Origin of the sequence: Dyadobacter chenhuakuii, assembly GCF_023821985.2 — a bacterium.
Classification (GTDB): domain Bacteria; phylum Bacteroidota; class Bacteroidia; order Cytophagales; family Spirosomataceae; genus Dyadobacter; species Dyadobacter chenhuakuii.
The window spans coordinates 4,831,409-4,848,131 of record NZ_CP098805.1; the positions used below are offsets into that span (position 1 = coordinate 4,831,409).

The following is a 16,723-nucleotide window of genomic DNA, read 5'->3' on the forward strand; positions in this document are numbered from 1 at the left end:
CAGAAGAAATTAAAATCATGAAACGTCTCATTAACATATCCCTGGCAATGGTTGTGCTGCTATTGACACAATCGTCCTGCGACAAAGACTGGCTGAAACCGGAACCATTGTCTTTTTTCAGTCCTGAAAATGTATTTACAGACAAAGCCGGTTTCGAATCTTTGCTCATCACCATGCGCAAGGATCTCAAAACAGAGAACACAGGCACGGCGTCCACATCTACGATCATGCCGAACCTGACCATGGAATTTGCAGCATCGGATCTGGCCTCGCCATGGTCGCAGCTGGATTTTTATAATCTCACCCCGAACACCGACATGTATTACCGCTATCTGTCGATGTTTACGGTCATTTATTCATCTGTTAAAAATGCGAATGTGCTCATTTCCAGGATTGACGACATTGAATGGAAGTCCGAGCTGGAGCGGAATGCGATATTGGCCGAGGCTTACTGGCACCGCGCTTACTGGTATTATCGTTTGGTGAATTCCTATGGAGATGTTCCTTTTATTAATGAGGAAATTCAGGGTGCCAAGCTCGATTTTCGCACGCATAGCCGCTGGGCGATCCTGTCCAAAATCCAGTCGGATACGGAGTATGCGGCGGAATGGCTGCCCGTTGCTGCCAAGCCTGGTGTCATTACCAAAGGCGCTGCCCATCATTTACTGGCAAAAATTTATCTTGCCAACCTGGAATTTGATAAGGCCATTGAAGCTGCTACGAAAGTCATTAATGGCCCCTATGCTTTAATGAACCAGCGTTTTGGCCTGGATGCGGACAAAGCTTACCGCAATCTGATCTGGGATTTGCACCGCTCCAAGAATTTCAGCATTGCACAGAATACGGAAACCATCCTCGCATCCATTGATCGCTATGAAGCGCCTCCTGGAGCCCGCTCGGAAGGACTTTACACCATGCGGATGTACAATTGCCAGTATTTTCAGCCACAGGTGCTGGACAGTCAGGGGAAACCCGGCATGGTCAGGAGCGGGCCTATGCTGGATTCGCTGGGCATTGGCAATGCAAATGTGCGGCTCACGGGTTACTATCAATATGATATCTGGGCTTACAAAGGGCAAACCTGGAAAAACACAACGGATTTACGCAGAAGCGACATCAATTGGGTGGATAAGCACGAGTTACGCTACAACAATCCCGCTTCCGTCGATTATGGAAAAGTGATCAACACCGCATTCCTCGCTAATCCGATCGATACATTCAAGCACGTGTACGCAATGCCGCATTACATTATGTACAATCCCATGGACGATCCGCTCGCCCGCACTGTGGGCGGCAATGGGGACTGGTATATTTTCAGGTTAGCGGAAACTTATTTGCTGAGAGCCGAGGCATATTACTGGAAAAATCAGCATGCATTGGCAGCAGCAGACATTAACAAAGTCCGGGAGCGGGCCAAAGCATTGCCCACATCCGCTGGCGAAGTAACAATCGACTTCATCATGAACGAGCGCGCCCGCGAGTTGTTCGCCGAAGAGCCGCGACATTCGGAACTGGTAAGAGTTTCCTATATTATGGCTAAATCCAATCTGGGCGGCTACAATCTGGCCAGTTTCAGCGAGAAAAACTTTTTCTACGACCGCGTCATGCGTTACAATAATACGTACGAGAAAAAGGTGCAGTTGCTGGGTAACACCGCTAATATGGCTCCATTCCATGTCCTATGGCCCATTCCTTCTCTGGTTATTACAGCCAATACCAAGGGAGTGATCAATCAGAACGCAGGCTATGACGGAGCTGAACGAAATGTGGAACCGCTGATGACGATTGAGTAGGGGGGCATTGTGCTTACGCTGAGCGGAGCCGAAGCGCAAGCACGATGATCCCAACCCAGCACCTGTATCAAACATGAACCATGAAGCACGACCATCCAACCCAGCCACCCGAAAAAAGCCTTATCGGCGCATACGGAAACTACTTCGCCAATCTTGCAAAGAAGCCAGGAACATTATCCTTCCGGAATGCCGGTTGGGAAAACCTATCTGACTGGAAGACGAAAGCCAGGGCGAAAGCTGCTGAGTTGCTTTCTGCGCCTGGAACGGGAAAAATGCCGGTGGTGAAGTTGGAAGAAAAGTATGTTTACGATGGCTTGGATATTGAGGAACTGTCCTGGCAATTGCCTTATGGGAAGCGTACCAAGGCGGTTTTTTTAAAGCCACAGGGAAGCTCGAAGCCTTTGCCAGCCATTCTTGCGCTGCATGATCATGCGGGGAAAAAGTATTTTGGCTATCCGAAGTTGGTAAAGACTTCCGACAAGCAACATCCGCTGATCGTAAAACACCAGGCTGCGGTTTACAGCGGTAACGCATGGGCCAACGACATTGCCAGGCACGGTTATGCTGTGCTGGTGCACGACACATTTGCTTTTGGGAGTCGGCGTGTATTTTATGGTGATGTTGCTGGCCTGGACTACGGGCCGTTGAAAACGCAGGATAAAACGGACCAGAATCCGGATGAGGAAACGCACATTCTGACCTATAATGAATGGTCCAAAGAGCATGAGCATGTAATGTCCAAATCCCTCTTTTGTGCAGGAACAACCTGGCCGGGCGTTTGTCTGGCTGAGGACCAGGCAGCATTGTCTGTGTTAAGCGCCCGGAACGATGTTGATAACGAGCGTATTGGATGTGCGGGACTGTCCGGGGGTGGTGTCCGGACTGTTTATCTGGCTGGTTTGGACGACCGTATCAAGTGTGCCGTTTGCGTTGGTTTTATGACCACATTCAATGATCTTGTGCTTAACCGGTCCTACAATCATACCTGGATGACCTTTGCGCCATTGCTGGCCAACTATATGGATTTTCCCGAAATACTAGGTCTGCGCGTTCCGTTGCCCACTTTGGTCCAGAACAATAACCAGGATGCCTTGTTTACATTGTCAGAAATGAAGCAGGCAGATCATATTTTAAAACAGATTTTCAAAAAGGCAGGCGCTGCGGAAAAGTATAAGGCAGGTTTCTACGATGGCCCACACAAGTTCGATGCACAAATGCAGGCTGACGCATTTGACTGGTTCGATAAATGGTTGGCATAAAAACGATAAACGGTCGCAACACGAAATGCAAACGGTTGGAGGAAAACGCTGGACAGGTTAAATAGTCTTTTCACACGGTTTTGGAGTAGCATTAGAGAGGCAGGAAGTCAGTGAATTATTTTCGAGTAAATTATGAAAATAACCTGCTTAACAAAATAATAAACCTGTCCAAACTGTTGGATAGAGGCTGAATTGTTGCTGGCAAAGCACTAAACCAAAACCCGTGATGGAAAAAAAGAGTACAACAAGTGAAAAGTCAACCTCTTCCAGGAGAGACTTTGTTAAAGCTGCAGGTGTGACCGCGGCAGGTTTTATGATTGTCCCAAGGCACGTGCTGGGTGGAAAAGGCTTCACTGCACCCAGCGACAGGCTCACGGTTGCGGGTGTAGGAGTAGGCGGAAAAGGGACATCAGATCTTGCGAGTTTTGCAAAAAGCGGGAAGGCCGACATTGCTTATTTATGCGATGTAGACGACCGCCGTGCTGCTACAAGCATTGCCAATTATCCCAAAGCCAAGTATTATAAGGACTTCCGGGAAATGTTTGAAAAAGAATCCAAAAACTTTGACGCAGTTTCGGTTTCCACGCCCGACCATACGCACGCAGTTGTAGCCATGGCGGCCATGCAGCTCGGTAAGCACGTTTATGTGCAGAAACCGATGACACATGATATTTACGAGGCAAGAAAACTCACCGAAGCTGCAGCAAAATATAAAGTGGTGACCCAGATGGGAAACCAGGGCTCATCAGGCGACGGCGTAAGAACATTGCACGAATGGTACGACGCAGGCATCATTGGCGATGTCGACACGGTTTATATCTGGACCAACAGGCCGATATGGCCACAAGGCATCCCCTGGCCGTCCGAAAAACCACCGGTTCCCAAGGAACTTGATTGGGATCTCTGGCTGGGCACAGCACCAAAAAAAGACTATGTAGAAAACCTGATCCCCGGAAGCTGGAGAGGCTGGTGGGATTACGGAACAGGCGCATTGGGCGACCTGGGCTGCCACTTGATGGAAGCTCCGTTCCGCGTGCTGGGATTGAAATATGCAACGGATATGCAGGCGAGTGTCGGCAGCGTTTTTACTGCTTTTGGCAAGAGAGGCATTTTCCCTGACAGTTGCCCGCCATCAAGCCACGCAACATTAACTTTCCCAAAAACAGCCAAAACAAAAGGCCCGGTAACCATGCACTGGATGGACGGCGGCATCAAGCCGGAGCGTCCGGAGGAACTTGGCCCGAATGAATTATTCGGAGATGGCAACAGCGGTATTTTGTTTGTTGGCTCAAAAGGCAAAATGATGGCCAGCGAATATGCTGCTAACCCTCGTTTGCTGCCATTAACCAAAATGCAGGAAGTGAAAGTAAAACAAAAATTTGCCCGCGTACCAGGAAGCGCAGACGGTCACTACGCACAATGGGTGGAAGGCTGCATCGCCGGTTACGGTAAGATGGAGCTAAGCTCACCATTCGAACTGGCAGGTCCGCTAACCGAAGCAATCCTGGGTGCCAACCTCGCCATCCGCGGCGCAGATATGCCAAAGGCAAGAGAAGACGGCAAAGGCTTCACATATCCGGGAAGCAACATGAAAATGCTCTGGGACGCTCAAAACATGAAGGTTACCAACTTCGACGAAGTAAACCAGTTCGTCCGCCGGAATTACCGGGAAGGTTGGAGCTTGGGGGTTTAAGAATCTCATTAACTTTTAGCAAAAAAGCCGTGGCTAAGATCACGGCTTTTTTGTGCCCTAACTCTTCCTGCGATACAGATAGGGCGCCTTGTTAGCGGCGCCGGTGAATTTCTTTTCCAGGCGTTCCAACACATTCAGATCCAGGATCTTCTTTTGGAAATTGTTTCTGGCAAAAGGTTTGTCGTAAATGGTTTCGTAAAGTTCCTGGACATCTTTCATCGTAAATGTTTCGGGGAGCAGGTTGAATGCGATCAACTTTTCGTCCAGGTGGAAGCGAAGCGTTTCAAGCGCTTTGGTGACGATTTCGTTGTGGTCGATGATCATTTCTGGCAGTTCTTTAATGTTGTACCAATCAATCGACGAGTCAAGGTCCGTTTTTTCGGGGACGACCTGGTTCAGGTCCACAAGCGCGTAGTAGCCGATTGAAACGAATCTTTTTGTAAACCAATTGAACTCCTTCCCATACTGCCCGTTTTCGCTCAGGAGCTGCGGATTAAGTTCAATAAGCTTAGTCATGAATTTCAAGCTGTTCCTCGCAGCTTTTCCAAAAATGTGAAACTGGTCGAGGTAAATTTCCTTAATGCCGGTCCGCTGCTGAAGAATGCGGTTTGCTGCTGTATCAATGTCCTCGTCTTGCGAAACAAAACCACCTGGCAGGGCCCAGAAATCACCATTGAAATTGAGCTTAGGCACTAAAACTTTGAGTTGCTTATTGTGGTAACCGAATATCACACAGTCGATAGACAGCTGTTCAATATAATTTTGTTCACTTGGATTACGTATCATGTAGGTTTAGGGATGTAGTACAATACAAATGTAAAATAGAAAAATATTTATTGTCTAAATTTAAGACAATAAATAAATTAATCATAGCTTTGCTTCCACTCAATCAAATCTAAGATAACGGATGAAAGTAAAGTCTCTACTACTAAGCATGCTCGCTTTGAGTTTTTGCTTGACGTTTCAATCTGCTGACGCGCAAACCCCAAAGGTGAATGTGTTGGTTTTCAGTAAGACCGCTTCTTTCAGGCACGAGTCCATTGCTGCCGGAAAAACAGCATTGACCAAAATGGCTAAAGAGAAGGGTTTCGGTGTCAGCTTCACGGAAGATGCCAGCCAGTTTAACGAACCTAACCTGAAAAAATATAATACTGTCGTTTTTCTAAACACAACAGGTGATGTGCTGACCAATGAGCAGCAAGTTGCGTTTGAGCGATACATTCAGGCGGGCGGAGGTTACACGGGCATACATGCGGCCACTGATACGGAATATGACTGGCCTTGGTATGGACAACTTGCAGGTGCCTTTTTCCTGGATCATCCCATGATACCCAGCAATGTGCAAAAAGGGAAATTCATCGTGACCGAAAAAAATCATTGGGCAACGCAAGGGATGCCGGATGAATTTGAAAGAACGGATGAGTTTTACAGCTTCAAAGACATTTCACCCAATATCAAAATTGTACTTAAAATTGATGAAAAGAGCTATACAGGCGGCAAAAACCCTGATTTTCACCCGATGGGATGGTATCAGGAATTCGACGGCGGCCGCTCGTTTTACACGGCGATGGGACATACGGACGAGACATTCTCTGACCCTCTTTTCCTGAACCATCTGTATGCCGGGATTAAATATACAGCTGGCGGTGATTCACCGAAAACAGTGGATTTCTCCAAATCCCGACCTGAGGAGAACCGCTTTACAAAGGTGATCCTGGAAGAAAAGCTGGATGAACCGATGGAGCTGAGCGTGCTGGACAAAGACAGAATCCTGTTCATTCAGCGTAAAGGAGAAGTGCGGCTTTATAATGCCAAAACGAAAGAATTGAAGAACATTGCCAACATTCCGGTCAGTACGAAGTACAAAAATAAGGAAGGTAAGGAATCGACAGGCGAGGATGGGCTTTTGGGTTTGAACAAAGACCCGAACTTTGCTCAGAATCATTGGATTTACCTATATTATTCCATACCGGAAGCGCCTAAGAATGTGCTGGCAAGGTTTGAAATGAAGGGAGACCAGCTGGATCTTGCAACCAAAAAGGTGCTGCTGGAAGTGGAAACGCAGCGTGAAGAATGCTGCCATACGGGTGGTTCAATTGCCTGGGACAAAGCGGGTAACCTGTATTTATCGACAGGGGATAACACTAACCCACATGGCTCGAATGGTTACAGCCCGAGTGATGAGCGCGAGGGAAGGTCAGCCTGGGATGCGCAGAAATCTTCTGCCAACACAAATGATCTTCGTGGCAAAATCATACGCATTAAGCCACAGCCGGACGGAACTTACACCATTCCGGAAGGCAATCTTTTTGCCAAAGGAACCCCGCAGACGCGGCCGGAAATTTTCACAATGGGTCACAGAAACCCATTCAGGATATCCGTGGACCAGAAAACGGGTTACGTATATTGGGGTGAGGTTGGCCCGGACGCAGCCAAGCCGGATTCCAGCAGAGGACCTGCCGGGCACGATGAAGTAGGACAAGCCCGTAAGGCGGGAAATTTTGGCTGGCCGCATTTTGTGGGAGACAATATGGCATATAATAAGTTTGATTTTACGGCAAGCAAGTCTTTGGAAAAGTGGGACGTTGCTGCGCCTACCAACAATTCGCCGAGCAATACCGGCTTGAAAGTGCTTCCGCCGGCTCAAAAGGCATTTATCTGGTATCCATATGGCGCCTCGAAGGAGTTTCCTTTAACGGGTAGCGGTGGTAGAAATGCAATGGCTGGGCCGGTTTTCTATTCGGATGGGTTCAGAAATGCGACTAATGCATTTCCGGCTTACTATAACGGCAAACTGCTTACTTACGACTGGATGCGCGGCTGGATTATGTCTGTGACGATGGACCAGGAAGGTAATTATGCTGCTATGGAGCGGTTCATGCCAAGCTACAAGTTCTCCAATCCGATGGATATGGAATTTGCGGAAAACGGAGATTTGTATATGCTGGAATACGGAACAGGCTGGTTTTCAGCGAATGATGATGCGCGCTTAATCCGCATTGAATATAACGGTGGCAATCGCAAACCGCAGATCCAGATGGCTGCTAACAAAATGGGCGGCTCTGCACCGCTTGCTTTGAAACTGGATGCAAAAGGAACGGTTGATGCAGACAACGATATGTTGAATTATGCATGGAAAATCACTTCGAAAAATGGTTTCTCAAAGCAGATCAACACGCCGGAAGCGAATTTGACACTTACCAAGCTGGGTGTTTATAAAGCTACTTTGACCGTCAATGATGGTAAAGGCGGCGTCAACACGCAGTCGATGGAAATTACGGTTGGCAACGAGCCGCCGGTATTAAGCCTGGATATGCCAATGGGTAACAAGTCGTTTTATGCTGCCAACAAACCTTTTAATTATGATGTAAAAGTTTCTGACAAAGAAGACGGAACATTGGAAAAAGGCATTGAAGCAGACCGCCTTGCAGTGAACATTGATTACCTGGCCGAAGGTTTTGATAAAATTGCCATTGCGCAGGGACACCGTTCGGCAGATGCCAGCGCCGCATTTGCTCCTGGAAAAAAACTGATCGAAGCCAGTGATTGCAAAGCTTGCCACAGTGTGGATAAAAAGTCGATTGGTCCTGCTTACCGCGAGGTTTCAGCCAAATACAAGGGCGATAATTCGGCCGTTGAGAAGCTGACTAAGAAAGTGATCGCCGGTGGGGGAGGTGTTTGGGGTGAAACGGCCATGGCTGCACATCCCCAGCTTTCAGCGGCGGACGCTTCCGAAATGGTGAAATACATTCTGAATGTGACCAACGAAAAGCCGAAGGAGAAATCAATGCCTGCAAAAGGCAGCTATGTGGCCAAAGTTCCGGCAGGCGATAAAGGCAAGGGCGTTTTCATTGTAAGGGCTGCTTATGAGGATAGTGGTGCAAGCGGCTTGCCATCATTGAAGTCGGAGAAGACGCTTGTGCTGAAAAATGCAAAAATGGATATGCACAATTTCGATGTGTATGAAGACATGATGAAGATATCAAATGGTGGTATGAACCTGGCTATTGCTTCGAAATCAGGATCTTATGTTGTGCTTAAACAAACAGACCTGAGCGGAATTTCGGAGGTGCAGTTGCAAGCCATCGCACCAAAGCCGCAGGTTAATGCTGCCGGTGGAAAAGTAGAGCTGCGGCTCGACAGCCCTACCGGCCCGGTAGTAGGAACGTCCGAATTCCTCGAACCGACCGAAAAAATGGATTTCAAACCAAACATCCTAAGTATTCCAATCAAACTGGCAGGGCAACCGGATGGCAAACTGCACGATGTTTACCTTGTATTTACCAATCCCAAAGCCGATGGACATTCGCTGATGGTTGTGCTTGGAGCGGAGTTTAAGCTTGCGGAAATAAGTAATTAAAGAAAATAATAGTCAGTCTCTCAATTTTAATTAACCAGAACAATGAAAAGAACCTGTATCGCCTTCGTATTTTTATTTTTAGGATTTGCTATTAACGGATTTTCCCAAACCGCAGCAACGAACGACTTTTTCCTGGGTAAGTGGGAAGTTTTGGTTGTAGGCACTCCCGACGGAGATTCTAAACTGGTGACCGAATTAACCCGCAAAGACGGCAAAATGACCGGTGAACTGAAAGATCCCACAGGAAAAAACCCAAATGCTTTGCCAATCTCAAACATTATGGAAGAAGGAAACAAAATGACCATTTTCTTCGAAGCGCAAGGAACGGAAGTGTCTTTGGACCTGGCAAAAGTAGATGATGACCATTTGAAAGGCTCGGTAATGAACGGAATGTTTGATGCTACGGCGGTCCGGATTAAGGAGTAGGTTTGAGTTGATAGCTGAGTAATTAACAAAGCGGCCCGCCGAGCATCAACTCGACGGGCCACTTCATATGTTAACTTCACAAATGTTCAGCTCTCTATAATTCTAATATCTGAACACCGCCGCAACAGGCGATTCGGCGGGCATTTTATCCTCGTCCAACACATACACTTCGCCACCGTTCTGAATCGTCTTAATCAATGCTTCGTCCAGCAAGTCTTCCGAGTCGGCACTTTCTGAATCACCAAGTGTGAGCTCGTTCGAATTTTCATCAAATGTGCCCCAAATGTGATTTGCCTTTTTTACGAAAATGTGGGATATCCTGCCGTAATAAGCTGCGGGAATGATTTCGTTGGGAGACGATGAAGTAAGTTCCGTAGCCGACTGATTGGCGAAGATCGTCAGCGCTTTGTCCAATGGTTGCTCGAAATAAGGCAACATGATTTCCTTGGCCAATTTGTACAGCTCATACTTATCATCGTGCTCATGGCTGCCCGTTATGGATTCGCTGCATACATTATGGTAGTCGCAAACGGATTTGTAGATCGGGATCAGATATTCCACCCCGGCCAGGAGAAGCGGCACATTCTCGGTATGCAATATTTGTTTGTACAAAATATCATCCACATGCTCGAAATAGGTGGCAATGTTGGCTTTCTCGTCCGGATTGCCTCCGCCCATTCCGTGAAAATTGGCGCCGCCTCCCGAGCTGTTTGCTACACGAACCGTGCTCGCATCTTTTTCGGAAATCCGTTTCACGTCCATCATTTCCTCGGGCAGGTCGGGCACATTGATGTATTCCATTCCAAATGCATCCGCTCTGAACAACTTGCATTTCTGCTTGCTGATGACGAGCAGGAAGAAATGCTCTTTGCTGGCCATGATCGGGATCAACGGGGAGACGTAGAAGCTTTTTTCGCACATCAGCTCGTTTTCGGGAGCAACCGGCATTTTAATATACCTGAAATAGCCCTCCGAAATGAAGACTGCGAGCCCTTCGTTCATGCCAGCCCAAAATGTATCGTTTTGCAGCAGCTCATAACCTGGCGTCAGCATTTGTTCGATTACCGCCTGAGGAATTTCCCTATCAGCCAATCGTTTTGAAACATCCTGAAGAGCATTTTTGAAATTAATCAAATCCTTTTTCTCGTTCACTTCCACACCCGACTTATGGGTAGGAATGTACATGGTAACGCAGCAGGGCGCCTGATAACTGGCTAGCTCAATAAACAACTCTTTATCAAGCACCTGCGGAAGCTCTTCGGGCTCAGTTTTATTCTCGTCATCTATCGAAAGTTCGGCTGTTTTATCACTTTCAGGCTTATTTTCCTTACCCTTGAAAGAATTTTCGCCTTTTGAGGTGTTCCTGTTCGGGTGCCGGATCGGCAGCGACGGATCCAGGGTCAGGTCGTCTTCGACATATTTATTATCCAATTCCAAAAACTCATCCAACTTCTCAGCTGGCGCATTGGAAATTCCTAATCCCTCCACTTTGTTAATGGTTGAAGGTTTTCCTTTGGGCGGATGAAATCCACCTGATTGATCTTTTCCCATAATTCAAACTGATTTTGATACTTACTGTTAGGCTGGCGATGCATTAAAAATTATGCCAACATTGGCTCGGGCAAATGAGATAGATTTTCTTGTCTGCAACCTGGACGACACCGATATTCGTTCCGTCCGCTCGCGATTCCTATCACCCTTGCCAGTGCGCCTTAAAACCGACAAAGCCCGGTCGTTAGACCAGGCTTTGTCGGGATGACAAGATTCGAACCGTGCCTCGCCGGCCGCGCGGCGGCCGCTTGCGACCCCTAGCACCCCAGGCTAGTGCGTATAAAACCGAAAAAGCCCGGTCGTTAGACCAGGCTTTTGTCGGGATGACAAGATTCGAACTTGCGACCCCTAGCACCCCATCGGAGCAAATTTGTATTATTCCAAGAAGTTTCTCTATGTAGGATTATCCTAAGCATCTCTAAATGAGCATTTTCATTATTTTTTGTAACTTTGGTTAACTTACGTTAGACACGAAATGTTCGACCTATGTTCGACCTAAAGTTGCAGCATCATGGCTATTTCAACCAAGTTTGTCCTAAGAAAGAAACAAGAATCAGCGGAAGATCAGTTTGCGATAATGCTTCAAATAATTATCGACAGAAAGAACCTGCTGGTTAGTACAAGGAGATATTCGGGTGAAAAGGAATGGCAGCCTAAATCTCAATCTGTAAGCAAAATACATCCAAAACATAAGGAAATCAACCTTTTGCTTAGGACGATAGAGTCAGAAGTTGATTTTATGATAATTTCCTTTGGCAAACAAGGCAAACGTCCATCGTTCGAAGATGTCAAGGCTCTGGTAAAAAAGCTGACCGGAGGCCAAACGGAAGGCGAGAAGAAGAAGCTCTTTGTACTTTTCGAAGAACATATCGCCAAGCTTCGTAGTTTGAACCGGTTGGGAAGCGCAGAGTCCTATGTTTCAACTTTGAAAAGCCTAAAAAATTTTACAAACCAAAAGGACCCAGATATCTTGTCAATTGGGCTTTCATTTTTGAATAAGTATGAGAACTGGCTGATTGACAGGGGTTGCTCTATAGTTACGAGAAGTTTTTACTTGAGAACATTCCGTACACTTTGGAAAGCTGGGATCAAGGAAAAGTATTACCCTGAAACACATTATCCGTTTAAGGACTTTTCATTTTCTAAGTATAATAATCCTCGCACCAAGAAAAGGGCTATAACCAGGGATCAGATTGAACTGATTGCATCTGCGGTGATAGATCCTGAAAACGACTCCTTAATCAATTCGAGAAATTACTTCCTTTTCAGCTTTTATTGCAGGGGATTAAATTTTACTGACTTGGCTGAACTCAAATGGACTAACATCGTAGACGAAGAGCTTCACTATGTAAGATCTAAAACCAAGGAGGAGTTCAGGTTTCGATTGCATCCAGCAGCAATTCAGATCTTAGAATACTACAGAGATTTGAAGGGGAATAGCGATGCTGGCTATTTATTCCCCATTCTTTATAAGCGGCATGCAACTATCCAGTCCATCCGAGATCGTAAGAAGAAAATACTCACACGAGTAAACAAGCAAATTAAAGAACTTGGAATATCCCTTGGTATCTTAAAACCAATAACCACCTACGTGGCCAGGCACTCATATGCAACAGCTCTCCGCAGGAATGGCATATCAAAGGAAACCATCGGTCGAAGCCTGGGGCATGATAGCCTTAAGACGACAGATATCTATTTAGAAGACATCGGTGATCCGTTGTTAGATGAATTGATCAACTCAACAATCTAGCTTAATGTACTTTTTCAATTTACAGGGTTTTCATCCTAATCTTGGGATAGATTTGGATGAGCAAGGAAAATACCCTTTTCTTAGGTTTGAAGATCGCGTGTTTGCTAAAGCCGAGACCGACTATCTCTCTTTCCATTTTCCTTTTCAAAATATCGCAGGTGATGATGTGGCCCCAGTTTTTGTCAGCGAACCCAATTTGCTAGCTCTTTTCGGCAAACAAAGCAAGTTGGACAACATCATCGTTGATCACCTTTTTACAGTTGGGCAGAATTATGTCAACGAGTTGAGAGGTAAATTCGAGCAAGGTTATTTTGAAGGAATGAAGGATTACCCGGGTCAAATCGTATCTGCCCTCTTGAATCCGGATCTTTATCAGAAAATCAAGCAACTTGATCACTTCATTAAATTCTGCGCTGATCATTTGTTTTTTGAGGGTTTTGCGGTCCCATCCTGCATGTACGCTTTGGGCTTTATTCAAGCCTATCTTGTCCGTGCCTGCGGGGAACGTGAAAACACTTTGCGGATAATGCCGCATCAGCCAGCAGCTGTGGTGTTATCCAATGAACCCCAACAACCTGTTATAGTAGTTCCGGGGGAATACGACCGGATTCCACTCGATTATTCCGTCGATGAAATCATCTCGCTATGGTTGATCTTAGTTGATGCGTGGAAATGTAAGCCTGTCAATTCGATACAGGTGTTTACATCGGAGGTGGAAGTATTGCAGCTTTTGGGAATGCTGTTTGAAGACAAGGGTGGCAAACTTGAAAGGCATGCCCACAAATACTTTGAAATGCCGCCCGGAAATTATGAAAGGGTCCTTAATCTTTTGATGCATGCAACCTACAAGCTAAATACTGACCGCAACAACATTGGCTTGGAGCGTTACTGTCAACTTCTAATTGATACATTCTCGTGCTACTCGAAGACCAAGCTTGAAAGCCTTCGAAGTAACATCAATAAGGAGCGCGGCAACATTGTACAAAGTATCAGCAACTTAACTGATAGCCCCTATTCTAAAAATGTTTTAAAAACATTAAGAAAAATCAACGAGTACAGGATCAGAGAATAGACTTAGTCAACTTCATATTGTTTTTTCACGCTTTTCTGGCCTTGCTTTGCTCATCACCAAAATACAAAAGGGATGAGCACAACAGTTTTAGTCTCATTAAATGATCAGCAATTCGCTGACCTGATTGAATCCTCACTGCGAAAGGTTTTAGAGACAAAACCTGCGACGGTTACAGACACCAGCGACACGCTTCTTGATACAAAAGAGGCGGCAGTACTTACGAAGTACAAGGAGACTTCAATATATGGGCTGGTGAAAAGAAAGAAGATCCCTTTCTGCAAAATGGAAGGTAAACTCCTTTTCTCCCGTAAGGAGCTCCTGGAATGGATAGCGAACGGACAACAAAAAACCGTAGGTAGCCATGAAAGATGAACCGCTTTATCTCCGCATCGGCACCAGCTACTTTAAACAGGTGAACCGTCCTTTATCTTCCGGAGATTCGATGACGACCTTAATTCCCTGGTCAGCCGAATGCATCCGGCTGGACCATAGCCGTGATTATCTGAAAGACCGGGTTGAATGTTACGATGGCTTTTGCTTCGTTCCAAGCCATCTGGACTACCAGCAGAAAGTAGGCGGGTTTTACAACCGCTACCAGCCGTTTCAGCATGTGGCCCGTCAGGGCGACGCTTCTACGGTCTTTCATTTTCTCAAACATATTTTCGGGGAGCAGATCGAAATGGGCTATGACTACTTCAAGATCTTGCTTGAACGGCCTACCCAGATCCTGCCGATTCTATGTTTGGTCAGTGAAGAACGTGGAACAGGAAAAACGACCTTTCTTCATTTTGTCAAGTCGATTTTTGGAGAGAACATGACCATCAACAGCAATGAAGATTTTCGTTCAAACTTCAACATCGAATGGGCGCAAAAGCTGGTCATAGGAGTCGATGAAACGTTCCTCGACAGAAAGGAAGACTCAGAGCGCATTAAGAACCTGAGCACCGCCCGTTTTTACAAGGTTGAAGCAAAAGGAGTCGACCGGCAGGAAACAGAGTTTTTTGGCAAGTTTATCCTTTGCAGCAACAATGAAGATCATTTCATTATTGCCGAGCCTGGAGAGATTCGGTACTGGGTCAGGAAGGTGCCGCCACTAAAATCAGATAATCACAAATTACTGAATGAGCTTCGAAGCGAGATCCCATTCTTTATCCATTTCCTATCTAGCCGGGACTTTGCCCATCCAAACAGAACAAGGATGTGGTTTACCCCAGAGCAGATCGCCACGCAAGCCCTAAAAAAGCTGCTTAACCAAAATAGGAACAAGCTGGAAGTGGAGATTGCCCACATTTTGCTAACCATATGCGATGAGAAGGATCTTGACGAACTGCGGTTTTGCACAGGAGATGTTCAAGACTGGCTCATAAGAAGCATGTGCGATACAAAGACGTGGTGCAAATTAAACGGGTTCTGCAAAATGCCTGGAAACTTACCCCGGCGAAAAACTCACTAACGTACTCACAGTTCAAATTTTTGACGGATGGGACCGTCTACGAGCAGACAGGAAAAGGGCGATATTATTGCCTTTCCCGAAGCCGCGTTTACGAGCTCAATGAACTGCTCTAATTTTGATGAATTGATGCGCATCATATTTAACACATTGATTAGTAAATATATACGGCGCATCAAAATAAGCATCAAGGCGCATCAACCTAAAATATACGATGCGGCTGTTGATGCAAATTGATGCTTTCTCGATGCGGGCATAAGCCCCTGATTTAGGGTCACTTACGTGACTCTCGCATCATTTCATCACTTTTTCAAACTTTAAAGACCTGTAAATTATGACTTGTGAACAAGCCAGGGAGAATTCCATTGTCGAACTCCTGCAAAACTGTAACATCCATCCCCACTACGTCCGCGGTCAGGACCATTGGTATCTCTCGCCTTTACGCGACGAGAAGACGCCGTCTTTCAAGGTCAATGCGAAGTTGAACCTATACTATGACCACGGCAGCGGCCAGGGAGGCGATATCATCGACTTGGGCCGTCAGCTTTTCCAATGCGATACAAAAGCATTGCTGCAAAAACTTGGGTCTGAACATTTGTTGTTTCACCCGCAACAGTCCGTTGAACGGAATGCGTATATAGATAGGAACGTTACGCCTGAAACCAAACAATCGGCAATCCAGATAACAAGCACAAAGGATTTGGATAGTAACGTCGCTATCAGCCAATACCTACAAAATCGCGGCATTGACCTCTCTATTGCCCGGGAATATTGCAAGGAAGTTTACTACCAGGTTGGAGATAAGAGCTACTATGCCGCAGGGTTTGAAAACCGCTCAGGAGGTTATGAGCTTAGAAGCTCACACTTCAAGGGCTCATCATCCCCAAAGGACATTACCCATATCAATAGCGGGCACAAGTCAGTGTGTGTATTGGAGGGCTTCATGGATTTCCTTTCCCTTTTAACACTGCGAAAACACATGCCGGTCCAAAGCGATTTTCTCGTGCTCAATTCCGTCAGTCTGGCAGACCGAAGCTTGGATATTCTCAAAGATTACCGGACCGCTTTCATTTATCCAGACCGGGACGAAGCAGGAAAAAAGCTGATGGAAAAATATCAGGATGCAGGGCTAAACTGCGTGGACTCCTCGGGTATTTATCATAACCACAAGGATCTAAATGAGCTTCTGATGGCAAGCAAATCGCCGGAAAAACAGATCAAAAAGCAGCAGATTTTTAAAAAGTCTGGCGGGCTGCATTTGTAAAAGTCTTCAGAGAGCAAGTTTGTGTTTTCGCTTCGCAAAAACCCGTCCCGCTCCCGCGCGACTGGAAACTTGCCTTTTACTCCCGTTGGTCGCAAAGGTTTAAAA

Annotated in this window: 12 protein-coding genes; 10 read left to right on the forward strand and 2 right to left on the reverse strand. The window is 46.2% G+C overall.

The window, feature by feature from the left end:
• Window positions 1–17 precede the first annotated feature (17 nt).
• From NFI80_RS20180 to NFI80_RS20190, 3 genes are all read left to right on the forward strand, one after another.
• Entirely contained in the window at window positions 18–1,793 is a 1,776-nt protein-coding gene (locus NFI80_RS20180; RefSeq protein WP_235166000.1) for a RagB/SusD family nutrient uptake outer membrane protein, read from the forward strand.
• 80 nt (window positions 1,794–1,873) lie between these two features.
• Entirely contained in the window at window positions 1,874–3,052 is a 1,179-nt protein-coding gene (locus NFI80_RS20185; RefSeq protein ID WP_235166001.1) for a dienelactone hydrolase family protein, read from the forward strand.
• Window positions 3,053–3,278: 226 nt separating this feature from the next.
• A complete protein-coding gene (locus NFI80_RS20190; protein ID WP_026631804.1) occupies window positions 3,279–4,745 on the forward strand; it encodes a Gfo/Idh/MocA family protein in 1,467 nt (488 codons plus the stop codon).
• A 57-nt stretch (window positions 4,746–4,802) separates the two neighbouring features.
• On the opposite strand, the gene NFI80_RS20195 is transcribed toward NFI80_RS20190, so the two are convergent.
• Window positions 4,803–5,531, reverse strand: coding sequence for an NUDIX hydrolase (locus NFI80_RS20195; RefSeq protein WP_255699631.1), 729 nt, complete (start codon window positions 5,529–5,531; stop codon window positions 4,803–4,805).
• Between the two features lie 148 nt (window positions 5,532–5,679).
• On the opposite strand from NFI80_RS20195, the gene NFI80_RS20200 reads away from it, so the two are divergent.
• Both NFI80_RS20200 and NFI80_RS20205 read left to right on the forward strand, forming a co-directional pair.
• Window positions 5,680–9,105 (forward strand): ThuA domain-containing protein, encoded by a 3,426-nt coding sequence (locus tag NFI80_RS20200; protein WP_374759699.1) that lies wholly within the window; start codon window positions 5,680–5,682, stop codon window positions 9,103–9,105.
• A gap of 42 nt (window positions 9,106–9,147) precedes the next feature.
• Window positions 9,148–9,531 (forward strand): hypothetical protein, encoded by a 384-nt coding sequence (locus NFI80_RS20205; RefSeq protein ID WP_235166003.1) that lies wholly within the window; start codon window positions 9,148–9,150, stop codon window positions 9,529–9,531.
• A 102-nt stretch (window positions 9,532–9,633) separates the two neighbouring features.
• On the opposite strand, the gene NFI80_RS20210 is transcribed toward NFI80_RS20205, so the two are convergent.
• Window positions 9,634–11,082: a baeRF7 domain-containing protein gene (locus NFI80_RS20210; protein ID WP_235166005.1), complete on the reverse strand. Its 1,449-nt coding sequence runs from the start codon at window positions 11,080–11,082 to the stop codon at window positions 9,634–9,636.
• A 511-nt stretch (window positions 11,083–11,593) separates the two neighbouring features.
• Between NFI80_RS20210 and NFI80_RS20215 the strand changes: the two genes are divergently transcribed.
• The 5 genes from NFI80_RS20215 (at window position 11,594) to NFI80_RS20235 (ending at window position 16,618) form a co-directional block, all read left to right on the forward strand.
• Window positions 11,594–12,832, forward strand: a complete 1,239-nt coding sequence (locus tag NFI80_RS20215) for a site-specific integrase (protein ID WP_235166006.1) — start codon at window positions 11,594–11,596, stop codon at window positions 12,830–12,832.
• 52 nt (window positions 12,833–12,884) lie between these two features.
• Entirely contained in the window at window positions 12,885–13,904 is a 1,020-nt protein-coding gene (locus NFI80_RS20220; protein WP_235166008.1) for a hypothetical protein, read from the forward strand.
• A 72-nt stretch (window positions 13,905–13,976) separates the two neighbouring features.
• Window positions 13,977–14,276, forward strand: coding sequence for a helix-turn-helix domain-containing protein (locus tag NFI80_RS20225; protein WP_235166010.1), 300 nt, complete (start codon window positions 13,977–13,979; stop codon window positions 14,274–14,276).
• Window positions 14,266–15,357 carry a primase-helicase family protein gene (locus NFI80_RS20230; RefSeq protein ID WP_235166011.1) on the forward strand — a complete coding sequence of 364 codons (1,092 nt, stop codon included), beginning with the start codon at window positions 14,266–14,268 and terminating at the stop codon, window positions 15,355–15,357. Before NFI80_RS20225 ends, NFI80_RS20230 begins: the two co-directional genes overlap by 11 nt.
• Before the next feature lie 331 nt (window positions 15,358–15,688).
• Window positions 15,689–16,618 carry a DUF8464 domain-containing protein gene (locus NFI80_RS20235; RefSeq protein ID WP_235166013.1) on the forward strand — a complete coding sequence of 310 codons (930 nt, stop codon included), beginning with the start codon at window positions 15,689–15,691 and terminating at the stop codon, window positions 16,616–16,618.
• Window positions 16,619–16,723 lie beyond the last annotated feature (105 nt).